Source organism: Tolypothrix bouteillei VB521301 (assembly GCF_000760695.4).
GTDB classification, from domain to species: domain Bacteria; phylum Cyanobacteriota; class Cyanobacteriia; order Cyanobacteriales; family Nostocaceae; genus Scytonema; species Scytonema bouteillei_A.
Genome location: NZ_JHEG04000001.1, coordinates 6650546 through 6670260, shown reverse-complemented (window position 1 = coordinate 6670260; position 19715 = coordinate 6650546). Strand labels below are relative to the sequence as shown.

At 40.5% G+C, this 19715-nt stretch carries 14 protein-coding genes; 10 read left to right on the top strand and 4 right to left on the bottom strand.

Annotated elements, in window-relative coordinates; translation table 11 throughout:
* Positions 1-27 precede the first annotated feature (27 nt).
* Positions 28-1350, bottom strand: a complete 1323-nt coding sequence (locus HC643_RS27055; RefSeq protein ID WP_038076453.1) for a type IV pilus twitching motility protein PilT — start codon at positions 1348-1350, stop codon at positions 28-30.
* Between the two features lie 747 nt (positions 1351-2097).
* On the opposite strand from HC643_RS27055, the gene HC643_RS27050 reads away from it, so the two are divergent.
* The 3 genes from HC643_RS27050 to HC643_RS27040 all read left to right on the top strand — a co-directional run bounded on the left by HC643_RS27050 (position 2098) and on the right by HC643_RS27040 (position 6429).
* Positions 2098-2475: a hypothetical protein gene (locus HC643_RS27050; protein ID WP_038076450.1), complete on the top strand. Its 378-nt coding sequence runs from the start codon at positions 2098-2100 to the stop codon at positions 2473-2475.
* 363 nt (positions 2476-2838) lie between these two features.
* Entirely contained in the window at positions 2839-3954 is a 1116-nt protein-coding gene (wecB, locus tag HC643_RS27045) for a non-hydrolyzing UDP-N-acetylglucosamine 2-epimerase (RefSeq protein ID WP_038076449.1), read from the top strand.
* A gap of 510 nt (positions 3955-4464) precedes the next feature.
* On the top strand, positions 4465-6429 hold the full coding sequence (locus HC643_RS27040) for an ATP-binding protein (RefSeq protein ID WP_038076446.1): 1965 nt from the start codon (positions 4465-4467) through the stop codon (positions 6427-6429).
* Between the two features lie 516 nt (positions 6430-6945).
* Here the strand turns inward: HC643_RS27040 and HC643_RS41590 are convergent.
* Positions 6946-8034 carry a peptidoglycan-binding protein gene (locus HC643_RS41590; protein WP_082051910.1) on the bottom strand — a complete coding sequence of 363 codons (1089 nt, stop codon included), beginning with the start codon at positions 8032-8034 and terminating at the stop codon, positions 6946-6948.
* Between the two features lie 440 nt (positions 8035-8474).
* On the bottom strand, positions 8475-9842 hold the full coding sequence (locus tag HC643_RS27030) for a pentapeptide repeat-containing protein (protein WP_038076443.1): 1368 nt from the start codon (positions 9840-9842) through the stop codon (positions 8475-8477).
* Positions 9843-10040: 198 nt separating this feature from the next.
* Between HC643_RS27030 and HC643_RS27025 the strand changes: the two genes are divergently transcribed.
* The 7 genes from HC643_RS27025 to HC643_RS26995 all read left to right on the top strand — a co-directional run bounded on the left by HC643_RS27025 (position 10041) and on the right by HC643_RS26995 (position 17814).
* A complete protein-coding gene (locus HC643_RS27025; RefSeq protein ID WP_082051911.1) occupies positions 10041-11618 on the top strand; it encodes a sensor histidine kinase in 1578 nt (525 codons plus the stop codon).
* Positions 11515-12183 carry a response regulator transcription factor gene (locus tag HC643_RS27020; RefSeq protein ID WP_038076440.1) on the top strand — a complete coding sequence of 223 codons (669 nt, stop codon included), beginning with the start codon at positions 11515-11517 and terminating at the stop codon, positions 12181-12183. The genes HC643_RS27025 and HC643_RS27020 overlap by 104 nt, the downstream gene beginning before the upstream one ends.
* Before the next feature lie 142 nt (positions 12184-12325).
* Complete coding sequence (locus HC643_RS27015; protein WP_038076437.1) at positions 12326-12964, top strand: Uma2 family endonuclease; 639 nt, start codon at positions 12326-12328, stop codon at positions 12962-12964.
* Positions 12965-13371: 407 nt separating this feature from the next.
* Positions 13372-13944 carry a DUF3611 family protein gene (locus tag HC643_RS27010; protein WP_038076435.1) on the top strand — a complete coding sequence of 191 codons (573 nt, stop codon included), beginning with the start codon at positions 13372-13374 and terminating at the stop codon, positions 13942-13944.
* Between the two features lie 99 nt (positions 13945-14043).
* A complete protein-coding gene (locus HC643_RS27005) occupies positions 14044-14625 on the top strand; it encodes a putative antibiotic biosynthesis monooxygenase (RefSeq protein WP_038076433.1) in 582 nt (193 codons plus the stop codon).
* A 597-nt stretch (positions 14626-15222) separates the two neighbouring features.
* Positions 15223-17241 carry an EAL domain-containing protein gene (locus HC643_RS27000; RefSeq protein WP_167844761.1) on the top strand — a complete coding sequence of 673 codons (2019 nt, stop codon included), beginning with the start codon at positions 15223-15225 and terminating at the stop codon, positions 17239-17241.
* Between the two features lie 369 nt (positions 17242-17610).
* Entirely contained in the window at positions 17611-17814 is a 204-nt protein-coding gene (locus HC643_RS26995) for a hypothetical protein (RefSeq protein WP_038076431.1), read from the top strand.
* Positions 17815-18473: 659 nt separating this feature from the next.
* On the opposite strand, the gene HC643_RS26990 is transcribed toward HC643_RS26995, so the two are convergent.
* Positions 18474-19247: a S1 family peptidase gene (locus tag HC643_RS26990; protein WP_038076429.1), complete on the bottom strand. Its 774-nt coding sequence runs from the start codon at positions 19245-19247 to the stop codon at positions 18474-18476.
* Positions 19248-19715 lie beyond the last annotated feature (468 nt).

The following is a 19715-nucleotide window of genomic DNA, read 5'->3' as shown; positions in this document are numbered from 1 at the left end:
ATAATTCATAATTCATAATTCCCTTAATTACACTCTACCACGGAGGAATTGAGCCATTTCATTTGGCGTTGGTGACATTTCTAAGGCTGTTTCTTCTGTAATCCGACCTTCAGAGTAAAGATTGAGCAGGGACTGGTTCATGGTAATCATGCCATCAAAGCTTGCTTGTTTCATCAATTCTGTAATGGCATCATATTTCCCTTCTTTAACCCAGTCTTTTACAGCATCGGTATTGATGAGAATATCGTGGAAAGCAGCGCGTTTACCATCTGTTGTACGGCACAAACCTTGAGCAATCACTGCCACTAAAGACTCAGCTAGTGCAACCCGCATAGCATCCTGTTCGTCTCCATTGTAGAGATTGAGAATACGTTCAATAGTTTTCACAGCACTATTAGTGTGCAGGGTTCCCATGACTAAGTGACCTGTTTGTGCGGCTTTCAGGGCTGTGTTCACCGTTTCTTTATCCCGCATTTCACCCACTAGAATCAAATCCGGGTCTTCCCGCAACGCTGCCTTTAATGCATTGTCAAATTTTCGGGTATGCATTCCTACTTCCCGTTGTTTGATCAAAGCTTTTTTACTTTTATGAACAAATTCAATTGGGTCTTCAATGGTAATGATATGTTTGGGCATTTCTGAATTGATGTAGTCAATCATTGCTGCCATTGTGGTGGACTTACCAGAGCCTGTGGGACCTGTAACTAGAATCAAACCCTTGTGATAGTGACATACATCTTTGAAAACAGCAGGTAGCCTTAACTGTTCCATTGTCAGTATTTTCAAAGGAATCAATCGCAGTACCATCGCATAGCCTTTTAGGGAGTCAAAGATATTAATCCGCACCCTAGCAAATTCGTACTGCGTAGCTCCGTCAAATTCGAGATATTCTTCAAAGCGTTGAATTTCTGCATCAGTCATGATCTCCCGCATCCACTCCATAAATGTTGGTTTATCGGTTTCGGGATAATCTGTCGGCTGCATTTCTCCTCGGTTGCGGAAGCGAGGGACTTCACCTACACCCAAGTGAATGTCAGAATATCCCTTATCGAAAGCTTCTCGTATAATCTGTGCCAGAGTTAGCGTTGAATTATTGCTTTTAGGACGGGAGGAAGTAGCCATTGGTGGTGGTGTTCCGGGACGATGAGCTGATGGAACCGCCGTTGGTGGAGGTGGTGCAGAAGCAGAGGAGTTTGTTGTCCCAGTGCGACTCGGATGTCTCTCTATCGGTAATTCTAAAGTCTGTGTAGACTGACGCATCGTACTCATTGCAGGTGGTGGTGGTGGTAATGGGGGAACACCACGAGTTGAATTTGCTGCGGGATTCAATGGACGCTGTGATTCTGTCATATCTATTTACAAATAGGGCGTGTATTGATTTGCTAGAAATTCACAACAAAACTTAAACAAAAGCTGAACTTTTGATAGATGCCACTATCCTGTTTGGTCTATCTTTACGGCTGAATAGTTCTAAAAATGGAGCATAACAGCAATTTCAGTAGACCTCTTTCATCTTATTGTTTATTTTGTATCATTTTTTCTAACTACGGTAGGTTCTCTATTGGGTTGAACATCTGTATAACTTGACTACATCTCATTTATTACATAGTTTGCACTAATTATATTCAGTAATACTAGTTACATTTTAAAGTGCTTTTATATACCTAAAATTCTTTAGAAAAACTTTATTGTTATATGAGAAAAATTTTTCCGATCTTTATATTCGCGTGCTGTGTTTGTGCGTGAAACCACGACTCAGAATTCCTTCAACGCCAATCATGAATTATGAGAAACACCATCTATTTTCATAAGAAATGTTAAGCGTCTTGGAAGCACAGCACCTGAAATAAACCTTAAAGATCGATCCCAAATTACCTCTCTATCGAGAGATAGATGATGTAGGGGAGTTTTCCACCAACTCCCCTACCAGATAGAGCTCCATAATTGCGAAAGATTAACTGTAAAGTTTATTAAATAAATGCTCATTTTCCCAAGTGGTTTTTATATACTGAACTTCTAATAATCGTTGATCCCGCTGCAAAGTAAGCGAGATTCCAACAATTCAAATTTCTGTCTTGCATTTTGGAGAATAGAGTTATGACTTTGTCTCAGACATCTGATTTAGGAAAGACTTACTCTTTACTAATAGTTAAAAGTTTTTTGATATGGACTTTTACATTGGCAGTGTGTTTGTTGGTTGTCGGTTTTCCTTTAGTGGTTTTGATGGCTACAATTGGGTGTTTGTTGTCAATTGTGCTGGAATCGGTAATGCCTGTTAGTGCAGTTTTACTGGTCGCAGGCGGTTTAATTCTGTTCAATGTGATGGCTGTGGTGTTGGCAGCAGGCGTTCTCACTTTCAAAGGAGTTCATCCTAAGGAAGTGCAGTGGTTAAGTTGGCTGCACGGAGAATCTGAGAATATTCAAGCTACCAGCGTTTATGCTTCTTGCCCGTTAACCTGTGAAATCAAAATGTAATTACCGCAACTCAATTCGACAACAGTACACCTGCCCGGTTCATCCGGGTTTTTTCATGTTTGTGTCATTTGTCATTAGTCGCTGATTATTTTTATTTTCTTCCTGGGGAATAAAGATCCTACCTGTTTTGTTTTATGGAAACTTTTATATGAGGTTTGGGTGGCTCAATTTAATCTGAATAAGAATAATTATATGAATCTACTTAATCTTTAAAATACATGTAAGGGAACTCCCTTCGGGCGCGGGGTTTTCCGTGCAAGAGAGAAATGGTGTTGTAATAGCCAATAACAAAGATATGTGGTTGGTATTGTCCACCCTACACTACTATTGACCAATGACAAATGACACACTTACCAATAACATATGGCTAAAAAACAGATTCACATTATATTAGGTACTCGTCCGGAAGCAATTAAGCTAGCTCCAGTGATTCAGGTTTTTCAGAACTCTTCAACTGTTGATACTAAAGTTATTCTCACCGGACAGCATCGCGAGATGGTGGAACAAGTGATGCAGTTGTTTGACCTCAAAGCTAATGACGATCTCGAAATTATGCAGCCAAAGCAGAGCCTCAGCGACATAACTTGCCGCAGTTTGAGGGGTTTGGAAGAATTATTCCAACAAAACAAGCCGGATTTGGCGATCGTGCAAGGCGATACAACCACTGCTTTTGCAGCAACTTTGGCAGCGTTTTATCAAAAAATTCCTGTAGGTCATGTGGAAGCCGGGTTACGAACGGATGATTTGCTCAATCCATATCCAGAAGAAGCGAATCGCAGGCTGATTTCGCAACTCACTCAACTGCATTTTGCACCAACTCCCTTAGCTGTAGAAAATTTGGAACGTTCTGGTGTTTTGGGTAAAGTGTGCTTGACAGGTAACACAGTGATTGATGCACTATTGAGTGTTGCTGCACGGGAACCTGCTTGTTATGTACCCGGATTGGAATGGTCTCAGTACCGCGTTTTGCTAGCAACAGTTCACCGTCGTGAGAATTGGGGCGAACCATTGCAAGATATTGCTCAAGGATTTTTGCAAATACTGGATAAAATTCCCGATACAGCGTTGCTATTACCGTTGCATCGCAACCCTACCGTGCGAGAACCATTACAAGCATGGCTGGGTAACCATCCCCGCATTTTTCTAACAGAACCTTTGGATTATGCCGAATTGGTCGGGGCTATTATGCGATCGCATCTTGTACTGACTGATTCTGGTGGTTTGCAGGAAGAAGCACCCAGTTTGGGAAAACCTGTACTGGTGCTGAGAGAAACCACTGAAAGACCAGAAGCAGTGACTGCAGGTACAGCTAAACTGGTGGGAACTGCGAGTCAGAATATTTGTACTCATGCAGTTGAATTACTTACCAATCCAACTGCTTATGAAACCATGGCAAACGCAATTAATCCCTTTGGGGACGGACAAGCCGCAAAGCGAATTTTGCAAATAGTGCAAAATTACTTTGGTATGAGTTCTTAAGATTGTAGCGAAGCGATAGCTTTGCTACTACACCAAGCGCAAATCGCTCCAAAGATTAAAGTAGAAAAATGCCAATGCAAAAACCCAGCTTTTTTAAACTGGGTTTTTCCGCAGTAGCTCTACTCCAGTTAATATACTTATTTGTCAAAAATTTGACCGAGTTTTTCCTGAATTAAAGACAAATTATGTTTAAGTTAAAACAAACCATCGGACATTGATTTCATACATTATAAATTACCCAAATCTAGTTCTTCTGTAAAGTCCTACCTGTGTGCAAATATTTCTGGTAAGGGACATAAAAACTGGACTGTTACTCTTGTATACTTGAAAAATACTGAACTCTTATATTGCGAAAGCTACACCGATTTACAATTTTTGTTGACAACTGGTACTAGAATTAAGAGAAAACTCGGAAGCGAAAGTAACTGCGAAATAGTTACATTACTAACAATGTCTTCATTTCAATGATTTCATACCTTGGCAACACATTAAGCATCCCCTGGCCAATTTATGTACTTGCACAACTGTCCGGAGTTCCAACTGTTTTTAGAGTACACACCCACAGCCGTTGCCATGTTTGACCGCCACATGCGTTATGTGGCAGCCACCCGCAGCTGGTTAACAGACTATGGTTTCCAACAAGAAAGCTATATTGGTCGCGAGCATTATGAGGTTTTTCCTCAAACTCCCAATATGTGGAAAACAGTGCATCAACTGTGTTTGGCTGGTTGTAGCGAACACGCATCAACTGACAGTTTTGTTCGGGAAGACGGTTCTGTAGAATGGGTGAAATGGAAGGGTTGTCCTTGGTATGACTGCAATGGTGAAATAGGCGGCACAATTTTCTCTTCTGAAATCATTACTAAGGGCAAGTACACTCCAGAAGCAGTGGTTAAGCAACAAACACCTTTAGCAACAACCGTAAAAGACATTTCACAATCCAAAGTCGCTGAAACGAGTGTTGGCAAATCAGAAGAACAGTTTCGAGAACTAGCACAGAGAGAACAACTGCTCAATAGGTTAGCGAGTCAAATCCGTAACTCTCTTGATTTAGATACAGTTATTGAAACAGCAATCCAAGCAATACAGCAGTTATTGCAAATCGACCGTTGTACCTTCTGTTGGTACCAGCCGGATACCGATCCGCCAACTTGGGAAGCTATCAAAGAAGCACGAAATCCAGATTTACCTGGGATACTGGGTTCTTACCCGGAACTTCTCATTGGTTCGGTTCATCAGCTGCTGTTAAACCAAGAAATTATTCGTATAAATGATGTATTAAATATTACTGATAGTAATTTTCGGCAGTTAGTTCAATCTCTGGGGTACCGATCGACATTACAGCTACCGTTTCAAACACGTTCTGGTGATATTGGAGTTATATGCTGCGCTCATTGTAGTTATCCGCGTCCCTGGACTGATAGTGAAGTAGAACTTTTACAAGCAGTTATTGGTCAGTTAGTTATTGCTGTCAACCAAGCTGAACTTTACCGACATACTCGTCAAGCTGCAATCAGCGCTCAAAAACAAGCACATCAACTTGAAATAACTTTAGAAGAACTGAAAAAAACGCAAACTCAACTTGTACAAAGTGAAAAAATGTCCAGTTTGGGACAACTGGTTGCTGGAGTAGCCCATGAAATCAACAATCCAGTCAATTTTATTTTTGGCAATATCGTTCACGCCAATGACTACGTAGAAGATTTGTTAAACTTGCTCAAACTCTACCAGCACACCTATCCCCAGCCCACACTAGAAATTCTTGAGGAAATCGACACTATTGATTTGGATTTTTTAATGATGGACTTGCCAAAGTTGCTAACTTCTATGAAGATGGGAGCCGATCGCATTCGTGAAATTGTCCGCTCTTTAAGAAACTTTTCCCGTCACGATGAAGCCCAAATGAAAGCAGTGGATATTCGTGAAGGAATTGACAGCACGCTCATGATTTTGCAACATCGGCTCAAAGCAACAACAACTCGTCCTGAAATTCAAGTTATTAAAGATTATCAGCCTCTTCCACCAATTGCTTGCTACGCGGGACAGCTAAACCAAGTGTTCATGAATTTGTTAGCAAATTCCATTGATGCGTTAGAAGAGCAATGGATTCGAGGTAATTACGCAATCTGCAATTCACAGCTTGCATTGGCGGCTTCCGGATGCAGCAAGAGTTCTTTACTTCCAGAATCTCACATTTTCCATCCTAAAATCCGCATAGCGACTGAGATGATTGAGGAAAATTGTATTGTTATTTCCATTGCTGATAACGGTTCTGGCATGACTTTGGAAGTTCAAAAACGCCTCTTTGATCCATTTTTTACGACTAAACCTGTTGGTGTTGGTACGGGTTTGGGGCTGTCGATTAGCTACCAAATTATTGAAAAACATGGAGGGAAACTATACTGTCGTAGCAACTTAGGTGAAGGGACTGAATTTGTTATTGAGATACCTATTCATCATCCAGAAAATACTTAGAGTTTGTTGAAAAATTCAGAAAAAAGCAGGATAAGTATTGATAAGTTGCCTAACAATAGTCAAATATAGCAATCCTAAATCATTTGTAAAAAATTTGGATGGCTAATGGTGAGACCAGCCCTGTAGGCGGGTTTCCCGCGACCACCGGGACTGGCGAACAAGGGAGGGCTAATGGCTAATAGCTAATGGCTATTAGCAGTCTTCACTCTGATTTTTATATTTCATTTAGGACTGCTATATAAGCCATTTATAATTATCAAGAATATAAACAATTGGCGTGTTTTTACACGTGTTAGCTCTTCCTAAATCCTCCGATAAATAGGGGGAGTTTTTGAGTATCATAGCCCCCCTTTATAACTACGGTAGTGTACAGATCTCTAGAAAAGAGATGAAACTTCGTGAAAAGGGAGAATTGGAATTCCGTTCCCCCCTTTTTTAAGGGGGGTTAGGGGGGATCGAAAGCGCTTTTAATGCACTTCGTTTGACAATACACACTAGCCTTTAGGCGGCGGAGCGTCAACCACTTAAGCCTAAAAACAATCGGGTATTTGAATCAACAACTCCAGTGACAGGTAAGCCATTTCTGGCTTGAAAGTTTCTGACTGCTCTTTCGGTTGCGCGATTGTAGTTCCCCGTAACTTGTACACCTAAATATCGCTGAATTTCTCTAACAGCGTTACCTCGAGAACCTCTTGCAAGGACATCTCGACCTCCAATATTGTAATCGCTGTTGTAACTGTAATTGTTGTTATAGATATCGCGGTTACGATTTAGGTAGTTGTCATCGTAGTAGCGATTGAGGTTCGAGTACAAGTAGTCATCATCGTAGCGATCGCGGTTCGAGTACAAGTAGTCATCATCGTAGCGATCGCGGTTCGAGTACAAGTAGTCATCATTGTAGCGATCGCGGTTCGAGTACAGGTAGTCATCATTGTAGCGATCGCGGTTCGAGTACAAGTAGTCATCATTGTAGTTAGAACCGTAACCCGTGCTTCCATATTGATTTAATGCTCTTCTGGTTTCCGGTCCCACTCTTCCATCGACTGGGTATATGCCATTGTTTTGCTGAAAATTGCGAACAGCTCTTGCAGTTGCAGTACCGTAGTATCCGGTAGGTGTTATTCCTAAAATTCTTTGCACTCTTCTAACACCGCTTCCTTGAGAACCCAAACTCAAGACGCGACCGCCAACACCAAGACCGGGAGTATATCCACTACCGGGTCTGCGAGCGATCCATCTTGTAGAAGCAAAATAGCCCGTAGACAAACGAGCAAATCCTCTTGTGTATCCCCTTACATTTGGAAGTCGAGAGCCATTGCGGTAACAAGCTACTCTAGAGTAATAAGTTGATGGACCTGTACGAATATTGAGACAACTACCATTTGTGCTGACATAATATCTACCAGGACCGGAGTAAGCCGCTGACACGACTTGAGCTTGGGCTAAAATTGCAAACAAAGCTGTAGCCGTAGCATAGGTGAGCCAAGTCGATTTAAAAACTTTTTTCCAATCTAAGGTTAATTTAAACTCCGGCAAACTAAATTCATCTTCTACAGTTGCTTCCGCGTAAGCACTGTCCATCAGAGAATAAACAAGATATTCCACCGAGCACTCACTCCTTATCAACTAAAATCTAATAAATACAGAAATTTACTGGGTTTTGCTTGAAATTCTATTTCAGTGTATTTTACACTACATATATAATAGAGTCTTTTTACAAAGAAAAGCAGAGGGCAGGAGGCAGCTACGCTGCTGTGCTTTTTGCTTCCTGTCCTCTGAAATAAAAATGCTCGTTGTGGGAGTAGCGCCTGCTAGAAAAAAAGATGTTTTTCCAAGCGGAGAGTGCGACGAGGAAAAACGGTGAGTCCACAACTGTCATCGGGTTTCCCTCCGGATATTGTGGCGAACCCGTAGGGCGTCCTTGTTTCAATCTCCTGTATTGACGGCAGGAGTCTTAAAGATTAATGCAGAAATCCCCAAACCTAACGGTATATTTGGGGTGTTTTAAGGATCTGCTCAACTACGGGAGACTCCTTTGGAACAATCTAGATCTTGGAGAGGTTAGGCAACGGGGTCATTAACTGAGCAAATTCACCGTCTTTGAAGGTTTCATCCCAGTTAGGAGGTAAACGATGGGGATTGGGATTATCTTTTGTAGGCACGTACAAAAAAATATAGTCACAGTGTACGCCATCTAGCTTGGTATCCGGAGAAATTGCCCAGTCTCCGATGTATGTACCCGTCAGAGTTGCACCTCTTAAATCTGTTTTGTCTAGTTGCACTCCTGTAAGATTTGCTCTTGAAAGATCCGCATTTTGCAGGTTCGATTCATTGAGCTTGGTTGCAATGAAGCTAGCATCTTTCAAATTCGCGCCCTGCAAATTCATACCTTGCAAATCCCAGCCATCAACTGTTTTGCCTTGTAAATCTTTTGTAACTAGCAGTTGACGTAGATTTTTATCCTCAAGATAGGTTGTCCTGACATCAGCTCGATTCATCATTTTTGCTTGAAACCAGCATGTACGTGTCAGGATGGATTTGTTGAAATTGGTATTTTTCAGTCTTGCCTGTGTAAAGTTCGCATCTGTCAAATTGCTACCTTGAAAATTTGTTCCACGCCTGGTGACAAAATCTAGAGCAACATTGCGAACCCAAATTTGTCTTTCATCTTCAAAGAGTGCGCGACAACCGATGTCAGCAGATAGGAATATTGTCAAGACTGCGATCGCTCCAGCCAGCGCTCCGACAACCGGACCGCCTATCCTAACAGCTGCGACCACTCCTATCCCAGCGACAGCCCCTGCTACAGACACTGTAACTGCGACTGCAAATAATCCAGCAACAGCTCCTGCCATAGCTGCTGCTCCAGCTATCAAGACGACACCCGTTGCTGTTGCGATCGCTGCTATGGCTCCTGTAACAACGACTGCTACGACTGTTGCCAATTCCATAATTCCTGCCTGAGTTCCTGCCTTCGCCCATGTGACTGCGACTATCCCCGCCCATGTAACTCCTGCTACGGCAGTCCATGTCACTGCTACTGCCAAAAAACCAAAGGCTGCTGCGACTCCTTGCCGCATAGTAATGAGAAAAAACACAAACAAGACTGTTAAACTGACTGCTGCTACATAAGTGTTTTCACGGTTGCCATTAGCTAAAATACACCCTATGAGAGAACCACCAGTGGCTGATAGCAATCCCGATATAGCTGACAGCAGTAATGCGATCGCGAGCGTAGCAATTACCCAACGGCGTTGCAGTCCCGCTTTGGCATGGCTGAAGTTTGCTCCTTTAAGGAAGGCACCCGTAAAGTCAGCGCCTCGGATATCTGAATAGGAGAAATCTGCGCCTGTTAAGTCTTGCCCTTTGAAGGATTTACCTCTGAGTTTGGCATACTGGTAGTTATGAGCCACGTTTAATTACAATTGAAATGAAGAAATTGTTATTACGGGTCGTAGCTTATCAGTTTATGTCAGGTTAGGGTAGCTGTCAATTAAGAGGCTAGTCTCTGTAAATCCCGACTCCTTTTTATTAAAATTTTTTCATCCAAGCTTCACTCCTCATTTACCTTGCTTGCGGAAACTGAATGTTGTTAGCGAATTTGTAGAAAAATGGCAAATAAATATCAAGCAAGTAGCAAATCTACAGGAATGGTAGCAAAATACCCACCTCCACAAGGATGGCGCAGAGTTTTCTATAGCGTCCGCGCCCGTCTTTTAGTTTGGTACTTTCTGCTCACAGCTTGTACGGCAATATTTTCCATCCAAACCACTCGCCAGATATATTGTGAAGACTTAAAAGCAAGAGCTGACGCTTCTTTGATTAAGGAAGTAGCGCGATTTAAGTTATTGGAAAGGCAGTATAGTGCAAAGCAACCGGGAAATGCAGTAGAGACGGCTGTATTGTTTGATAAATTTTTGGCTACCTATGCTCCTACACAGAATGAGTATATTATTACTCTCATCAACAACGAAATTTACAGATACAGCCCGATTTTACCTTCCGAGCTTTTAGAGCAGTACCCAGCTCTGATACGGCGCTGGACTCACCTTAAGGAACCAAAGAACGGTTACATACAAACTTCTACACAAAGGATTCGCTATGTGGCATACCCAGTTAGTATAGGTGGGGAAAGAGCCATGCTTATTGCAATTCACGATGCTTCAGCAGCTTTTCAAGCGGGAACAAATGCGATTTTCCTCGTCATGCAAGTTACGCTGATCGTCCTGCTCGTCTTTTTCTTACTAGCATGGGTGACGGCTGGGAGAGTATTGTATCCCCTACGTTTGCTAACGAAAACTGCTCAATCTATCACTGAGTCAGATATGACACAGCGGATTCCAGTCAAGGGAGCAGATGAAATAGCGGAGTTGACAAAAACGTTTAATGAAATGCTCGATCGGCTTCAGTTTGCCTTTGATAGCCAGCAACAGTTTCTCAACGATGTCAGTCATGAACTGCGGACTCCCATTACAGTGATTCAGGGTCATCTGGAAATGTTACAGTTTTGCCCGGAAAAACAAGAGGTAACTATTGCCTTGGTGATGGATGAGTTAGACCGCATGAGCCGCCTGGTTAATGACTTGCTACTGTTAGCAAAAACAGAACGCCCGGATTTTCTTAAGATAAAGCCAGAAGAATTAGATTGGCTCACAGAGGAAATATATCTCAAAGCGCGATCGCTAGCCAATCGAGATTGGAGGTTGGAATCTAAAGGGTTGAGCCCAGTGATGGTTGACCGTCAGAGGTTAACTCAAGCTGCGATGAATTTAATTCAGAATGCCGTTCGCTATACGAGCAATAATGATACCATTACACTTGGTTCCTCTGTGAAAGGGGATTATGTTTATATTTGGGTAAGGGATACTGGAGTTGGAATTGCCCCAGAAGACCAAAAACGCATATTTGAGCGTTTTGTAAGGGCGACGAAAGAAGACCAGTCAGAAGGTCATGGGTTGGGATTGGCCATTGTGCAAGCGATCGCTCAAGCTCATGGTGGATGGGTCGAACTTGTCAGTCGTCTGGGTCATGGGTCTACTTTCACGATTGTCATTCCCCTTACGTCTGACGAAGAGGACCGAATTCATGAATCGGATTCTTATCGCCGAAGACAATCTTCGCATCACAGCCTTCCTGGAAACAGGGTTACAAGCACACGGGTTCACAACCACAGTCGCCACCAAGGCTAGAGATGCGTTGAACATGGCGGATAGTAATAATTTTGATTTGTTGATTCTCGATTTAGGTTTGCCAGATAAAGATGGCTTGGATGTACTGCAAGAGTTGCGGGGAAGAGGAGAAACCTTCCCCATCATTGTACTGACTGCCCGTGATGGTGTGGATGATACAGTTGCAGGATTGGAGGGAGGTGCTGATGATTACATCACCAAACCATTTCGGTTTGAAGAACTGCTAGCACGCATCCGAGTTCAATTACGCAACCGTCATGTCCCCAGAGCAAAGGAAGAAACTATTCTGAGAGTTGGCAATATTGCTTTAGATTTGATTGCACGAGAGGTTTGGGTGGAAGATAGGTTGGTAGAACTTTCCACTCGTGAATTTATATTGGCAGAAGTTTTTCTACGTCATCCGATGCAGGTTATGAGTCGAGAACAATTACTTAACCGCATTTGGGGTTATGACTACGATCCGGGGTCAAATATTGTTGATGTTTATATAGGTCACTTGCGGAAGAAATTGGGAAGCGATCGGATTGAGACCGTTAGGGGGATTGGTTATCGTTTGCGAACTTAACAGTGAACGATGACTGTGACCAGTTCAATGATGAAAAAACTGCCTTGTTCTTAACAGGATGCGATCGCTTCTCATTCAATTGAGCCGCCTGAATTTGTCCGTTATCATTAGCAGTATGCCACCGTAAAAGAGATCCCAAACAATGTTTGCCCTCATCTCACCGGAAAAAATCCAATTACCACCGGGGTCGGTAGTGCGCTTACCTGCTACCTGGCAAGAGTATCAGAGTTTGTGTGACCGGAGGGGAGATAGTTCGCTCCCACGCCTCAAGTATCGCAATGGAGAAGTCTTGCTGATGTCGCCCTTACCAGTACACGGACGCGATGCTAATTTAATCGCGGACATTGTGAAAGCACTACTGGATCGCGATGGGCGGGAATATGATGCGTTTACACCTGTGACTATGACTTTGCCGGAAGAGAGTGGGATTGAGCCAGATTATTGTTTCTACATCAACAACTGGCAAGCGATCTCTGGGAAAAAACGCATCGATTGGCAACAAGATCCGCCTCCCGATTTAGTCATCGAAATTGATGTTACCAGTTATTCAGATGTATGCGATTATCTTCCTTATCGCGTTCCTGAAGTTTGGCTGTTTAAAAATCAACAGCCGTTGATTTACCAGTTACAAGAAGCACATTACCACCTCCAAACCCAGAGCCGCTATTTTCCAGACTTTGATTTGTTAAGTGCTATCGCCCGATGCGTTCAAATTGCTTACGATCGCAACACAAGTGCTGCTATCCGCGATCTTAAACAACGCTTCAGCAACTTAATATAGCAGGTTAACTTGGTGAAATCCCGATCTACCGCACACTCAAGGCATCAAGTAGGGTTGTCTGAAGTGTAACTTCTTTAGATGCAAAGGTCTGTATGCATTCAATTAAAAAAAAATTAACAATAATGTGACACAGTTTTTAAAATTAATTGTCTTCAATCTTAAGTCTAAATTACTTACTACCTAGAATCAAGAAATGTCTGCTCTCTACATCTTTCTAGAGACTGACTTAACTTACGTTAATATTTGATAGCTTATTATTGGAGTAGCACGGGATGTACTTAATTTTAGAGAAATTTTAAAACATCCTCCAATCAATTAATTTAACCGAGCAAGTCAAACATCTATATCTAGCACTTCTCACTTATTAAAAATAAAAATATAGTCGCTCGTGCTTAAGGAGAAGGAATATGTCACATGACTTAAATTCATATCTACCTGTACCAACAAAGCAAAAATTTGCAGCTACTTTTCATGTAGTAAGACCGATTAGTTTCTGGATACAGTTAGCACTAGGTGCTGTTTCTAGCTTGGCTTTGTTCTTAGCAATATTTAGCCGCAGTTCCATTGTCCAAACAACTACAAATTCGGGGATGGGATTTGGAGTTGTTTTTGGTATTCTTGGAATTTTAGTGCTGTGTTTCAGGCTCTATTGGGTGAATCGCTACAGACGTTTAGACAAACTTTTACAGTCCCCAAATCGCGAACTACATCCAAGGAAAGAGGACGTAATTCAAGTATTACGCATTGGATTAATCGTCAGTTTGATAGGCTTATTATTAGCTTTTTTAGCATCTGAAGTGACCGTTGTTGCCGTGCTATCGAAAGCTCTCGCTCTGCCTCAAGGAGTGGCAGTTTATAGACCTGAAAATCTTATTCGTTCGCTAGATCTGTTTGTAGTTTTGGCAAACGTCAATTTGATTGGCGCTCACCTTGTAGGAAGCGCTACTTCACTTGGGCTGCTTCAGTGGTTAGATCGATAGGTTGCTCGTCCCAAGGCAAAGACTTTGCGATCGCTTGTTTTGAATACTTGCTCGTTGATAAACTGCTGGCAGCACAGTCACCAGAGCGAGTTAAATGTGATGTTAGACGAGCCTATCGCAATCGGTACAGATGAGGAAAATCATCAAGTCACTGCCATTATCTCCCATGTAATTCGTCCGGGGCGAGAGCAGGGGTATGAGGAATGGCTGCACGGCATTATTCCCGCTGCCAAGCAGTTTGATGGATACATGGGTGTAAGCATTATTCGACCTCGCGAACGCAGTCATCCAGAATACGTTGTCATTCTGCGGTTCGATCGCTACATTAATCTCAAAAAATGGATGACATCTGACGTGCGGCGTGACTGGATTGAGCGGTTGCAGCCATTGATTGAGAAACCAGAGAACGTGCAAACCCTGACTGGATTGGAAACTTGGTTCACGCTATCTGAAAAGCCACTCCAGGCTCCACCTCCTCGTTACAAAATGGCACTGATTACTTGGTTGGGAGTATTTGTTACTCTGGGGATTGTCAGCCGATTGTTGGCTCCACTTTTGTCCGGTTTGCCCGTATTGCTCAATCAACTCTTCACAACCGGACTGGTTGTAGCACTGCTCACCTATCTGGTAATGCCCCGTCTGACACAAGTATTTCAAAGGTGGCTCTATCCTAAAGTCTGATACTTATAGAATGCGATCGCAATTCCATAAGTTCTCATCTGACATCTTGCACCTACACCATATAAAGGTGAAAATATACAAATAAATAGAGATCTACGTAGGCTATAAACTCTGATTTTTCGTTTTTTTGATAAAAATATATGTTTATTAAAACTAGAAAAATCAGTATTAATACTTTGGTACAAGATCTGAGCCTCCGACTAGCCGTGAAAATCGCCGCTAGTAATATATGAAAGACGCACATTTTTTTCATTTTCTGAAAGCCTTGCTATATGAGGGTTATAAAATGTGCATCTTAGGAGTCATCGAAGATCGTGTTCTGAATCATCTTTCGAGAACTTAGGGTTCAAAACCAAGGTGGATTGTAAAAATGGGAATTTTGAATCACCAAAATTTTTGTGTATTTGTAGTATAAAATTTTTAAAAATTTACATTAATAAATATTGCTCAACATCTTTTCTTTGCCAGCATCTTCAACAGCGCGTTCTGTTTAAGTTAAGTTAAACGTGTGATATCAATCACTTTGCTTGAAACTAGACGTACTTTACAATTTCACTGTAAAACATAACCGCGCTCTTCTAGAACTGGAGTGAAAAGTTGACAAAAACAATTTTAGTCTTAGCTGCAAACCCACGTAATACCACACAATTACGATTAGCAGAAGAAGTTCGAGATATTGAAGAAGCTTTGAAGAGATCTGAAAACCGAAGTCAGTTTGTATTACAAACACGATGGGCTGTACGTCCAAGAGATTTAGTCAGATCGATGACTGAATTACAACCAAACATTGTTCATTTCTGCGGACATGGAAATGCAGAGGAAGGAATTGCTTTAGAGGATAATCAAGGAAACATACAACTAGTTAATACAGAAGGTCTTGCCAATCTCTTTAAGTCCTTTACTCATCAAGTAGAGTGTGTCTTCCTAAATGCGTGTTACTCAAAATTCCAGTTTGAAGCTATTAGTCAATATATCGATCGTGTAATTGGTATGGAGCAAGAAATCAAAGATAGAGATGCAATTGAGTTTGCCGTTAGCTTTTATGATGCACTTGGTTCAGGGCAAACATATGAACTTGCATACAAGCTTGGATGTGTTGCCATGCAACTTGTTGGATCTCCAGAAAATTTAGTACCTACTCTAAAGATTAAAAATAATTATTTTATTTTTAATAATGACAAGAATAATGGAAGTTTAGTAGATCGGGAAAACTCTTTTAAAGCCTTACCTAGTATTTTTGAAAAATACGATATTTTACTAGAAGATTTTATAGAAAAAATAGATCCAACATCTTTACCTGAGTTGTGGATGACAAATGCTATCAAAGATTTTTTTAAAGCAGAATTGGTTTACATATATAGCTACGAAAATGACGTAGTTCTTCAGGAAAGTAGAGCAAGCAATTTATCAATTCAAATTAATGCAAACCTAATTAACTCTTTTTTAAAAAATAAATACTTAAAAATTTTCCAATCGGATAGAGCTTACAAACTTTATATAGACAAAGACTTTGATTTTCCTGAAGAAGGTTATTTAATTGCTATTCCCAATCAAAGGCTAAAATATGTAGTTATCCTTTTTGGTGCTTCCAGCCAATTAGATAAATTGGAAGATATTATTAGCATTATAATTGGTAATTTATATGAACCGGAACAAACCTTTAACCCACTTAGCATAAAGGAAGATATTAAATATAGAATATACGATTCGGTCAAGCGTCAGTACGGTTTTGTAAGCGATCGATCTTATGAGGATAGATTTAATGGTTTTCGTAAATCTTTGAAGAATATTCAAATTTTTTTTGAACCAATAATATTTTTTGATAAACATGAGGAAAATATAACAATTGCAGGTTGGGAAGCATTAGCTCGCGATCCAAAAACTGGTCGTGCTCCATCTGACTTATTTGAAGTAGCTGAAATGTGGGGAGTTCGTTTCCAAACAGAACTAGATCTTTATATTTTAGAAACTGCGATCAAGGCTTACAAGCAAGCTACTGAAAAAGCACAAACAGGGAGATATGATGAGAAAAAAATGCTTTCGGTTAATGTTTATCCTTCAAGTATTGTTCGTACTTCATATGAAAAGCTATTGGCAAAGCTGATTGCAGAACAGAAGCTAATATCAGGAAAGAAACTTGTGCTTGAAATTTCTGAAAAAACTCTCCTCCCATCAATTGTTAATGATGAAGGAAAGGGTTTGGGAAGCTTTAAAAGTATAGCTAGAAAGTACAGAAAGAACTATGACGTCAAGTTTGCTGTTGATGATTTTGGAGTTGGAAATGCTTCTATTTCAAGATTAGAAGAGGTCGATCCAACATATGTAAAAGTTGATAGGAGTATTCTGAATTTTGATAAAAAATTGGGAAGAAGCGTCATAGAGTATCTGATTGATTTGAAATATGACTTTCCCTGTTTTTCAATTATTGAAGGATTTGATGAATTTAGTCATTTCTCATTAAGAGAGTTAGTAGTCGAGCTTGGAGTTGAATATATACAAGGTCATAATTTTGGTATCGCTACTCCTGAAATCAAGCGAAGATTGGATAAAGAACAGTGTGAAAAAATATTTGAGTCATTGAGGTGGGGACCAAAGTATAAATTGGAGCCGTCATAGAAGTTGTTTATACCTCATTCCCCGAACAACCAAAAGAAATTGGCAACTTCTCAAGCATCCGTGCATCGCTAACTTAGAGCTTGCTGAAGAAGAAAGAAAAGGCATAGTACCTGAACTACCTTGAAACTGACGTAAATTGAGCCACCATCCTGGATGCTTGATTGAGCTATAAGAGATCGATCGCAGTGTAGTAGCTGGAATGATAGGCGATCGCATTTTCTTTTATAAGAAAAATCTGTGAGAAAAGAACGCTGTATTATAGTACTATCACGGAAATAATTAGGTATTTTATTTCATCAAATTTTTATAATCGTTTTTACAATATTACACGGAGACATTTTTTCTCGAATCATAGGAACGATTACAGTTATGAGGTATTCAGCAACCGATACACCGACAAAAACTTCAATTTACGATAATAACAATCAAGATTATGCAGGAATAGTTAGTCTAGTAGGATCTTTTTGGTATTGGAGGGATTTTAAAAATGGTCAGTTTGGCAAGGAGTTAACTAAGCAAGAAGCCTATGCGGCTCTAATCACTTCACTGGGCATTGAAGTACAACTTGCATAATCCGGTGACCGGAATACTGTAAAATCATTAGGGAGAAATTACTCGTAGTAGTGATTTCTCCCGTTTTCGTTTTCGCTTCTACAAAATCAGACTGAAATTATTTGCTTCACTGGTCTTTTGACAAAATGTCGTTTTCTAGGTGCATAACGCGGATGCCCATTATCATTCATATTTTGCGCTAGCGATGGCAGGAATAATTGCTCTTTAAAAAAGGTAATTTTATAAATCATCACAAAAAAGCTAAAAACAAAAATCTCATACCATATGCAGCATTTTTCCGGTACATGAAGTACATCGGTAGAGGCGCAATGCCTTACGCCCTTACAACAATCTGTACCTCATACTTGTTGCAATTTGCTGTAGGTATGAGATAAAAGCTCTAGTCCCAAAGACTGGTTGATTTACTAATTTTAGATTAGATATAAAATGTGACAGACTAGTGAGATTTTTGTAAATAATTGCATATTATAAAGTGACAAAATAAAATCAGAAATGTTGAATACTGATACAAAATTTTACATAAAAAGTTAAGAGAACTCTGTAAAGTTCAAATGAGTCAACATAACATCATATCCTCAAACCAACGAACTTAACTGATTTTCCGACACATACAAGATTGAAGATAGCGCAATTTATCTACAGGGTCTTGGTGTAAGATATCACTTAGGAAAACCCGCAATTGGAATTTCAGGAAAAGGTAAGATTGCGCTTGTTTCATCCCTACCTGTTAATTGCAAAAATGTTTTAATTGGAATACCCAAACTCCTACCTGTATACACGAAGGCGACTTGAGGATTGATCTTCGGAGTCTCATAGTTAAAAATTTCTCCTCTGCCGTGAATTCCAATGACCTCACCTTGGTCATTCAATACCGGACCACCACTCATTCCAGGTAGCGTAGAGTTATCGTAAACCAAATTATAGCCGCTATCAGATACGGGTTGCGATCGCAAAGCATTAGCAATGACTTTACCAGCAATAAAGTTGTAAATTGGACGTTGAATTGTCGCTGTACGTCCGGGAAATCCAGCAACATAAACCTTTGCATTTCGTTGGATTCCATCCGAATTCCCCAACTTTGCAACTCTATAATTGTTTGTGCTAGTAAACTGTAAAATTGCTAAATCTACTGCAGGCAACTTTTTAACTGTTTTGTAATTAAGCACATACCTTTGATTATCGGGAGCCACAATCTCATATTTAAGATTTGGACGTTCGAGTACATGAGCTGTGGTAACAACAGAGTAAACATTGCCTTGTCTGTTAATAATTACCCCCGAACCGGAACCCAATTCTCCAGCATCAATCAGTACGGTAATAGCTTGTGCTATTTCATCAATTTCTATTGGAGAGGGCGCTGCAGCAACTTGTGTCTGCACAATAACCATCGATATTCCAATAAGTGTTGCTGGCAAGCTAGAATTGAAATTCATAAATCTTTTTGTTGTTAGAAATCAATCTCAGAATTTACAAATTCATTAAATAGATCAAAAAATACTAATAAATTAGCCTCTAATTTTTGCTAAAAATCTATCCATCTCCCCAATTTCTTGAAGAATTCGGGGAGATAATTTTTTAATTTTTCACTTTGCTCTTAAACATATCAGTATAAATATTGAGTTAACAATCTACTTTAAACAAACCTTAAGTAAAATTAATCATTTTTTTACTTGATTTTCTTTAATCGTAGGATTCCTAAGTCGCTCGGTAGGTTGGGTAATGCCCACCAATTCAGATTTTTCGTGGCATTGGCCCCCTACTGTATATTTGAAAAATCAAATAAAAGTTCCGTAGGTAATAGAGAAATACGACGATCGCGGAAATTTTTTATAAAAAACAAGCAAGGGACTTGCCAATCAACCAAGCGTCAAGAGCCAAGCGCTAGTCACGGGACACTGATA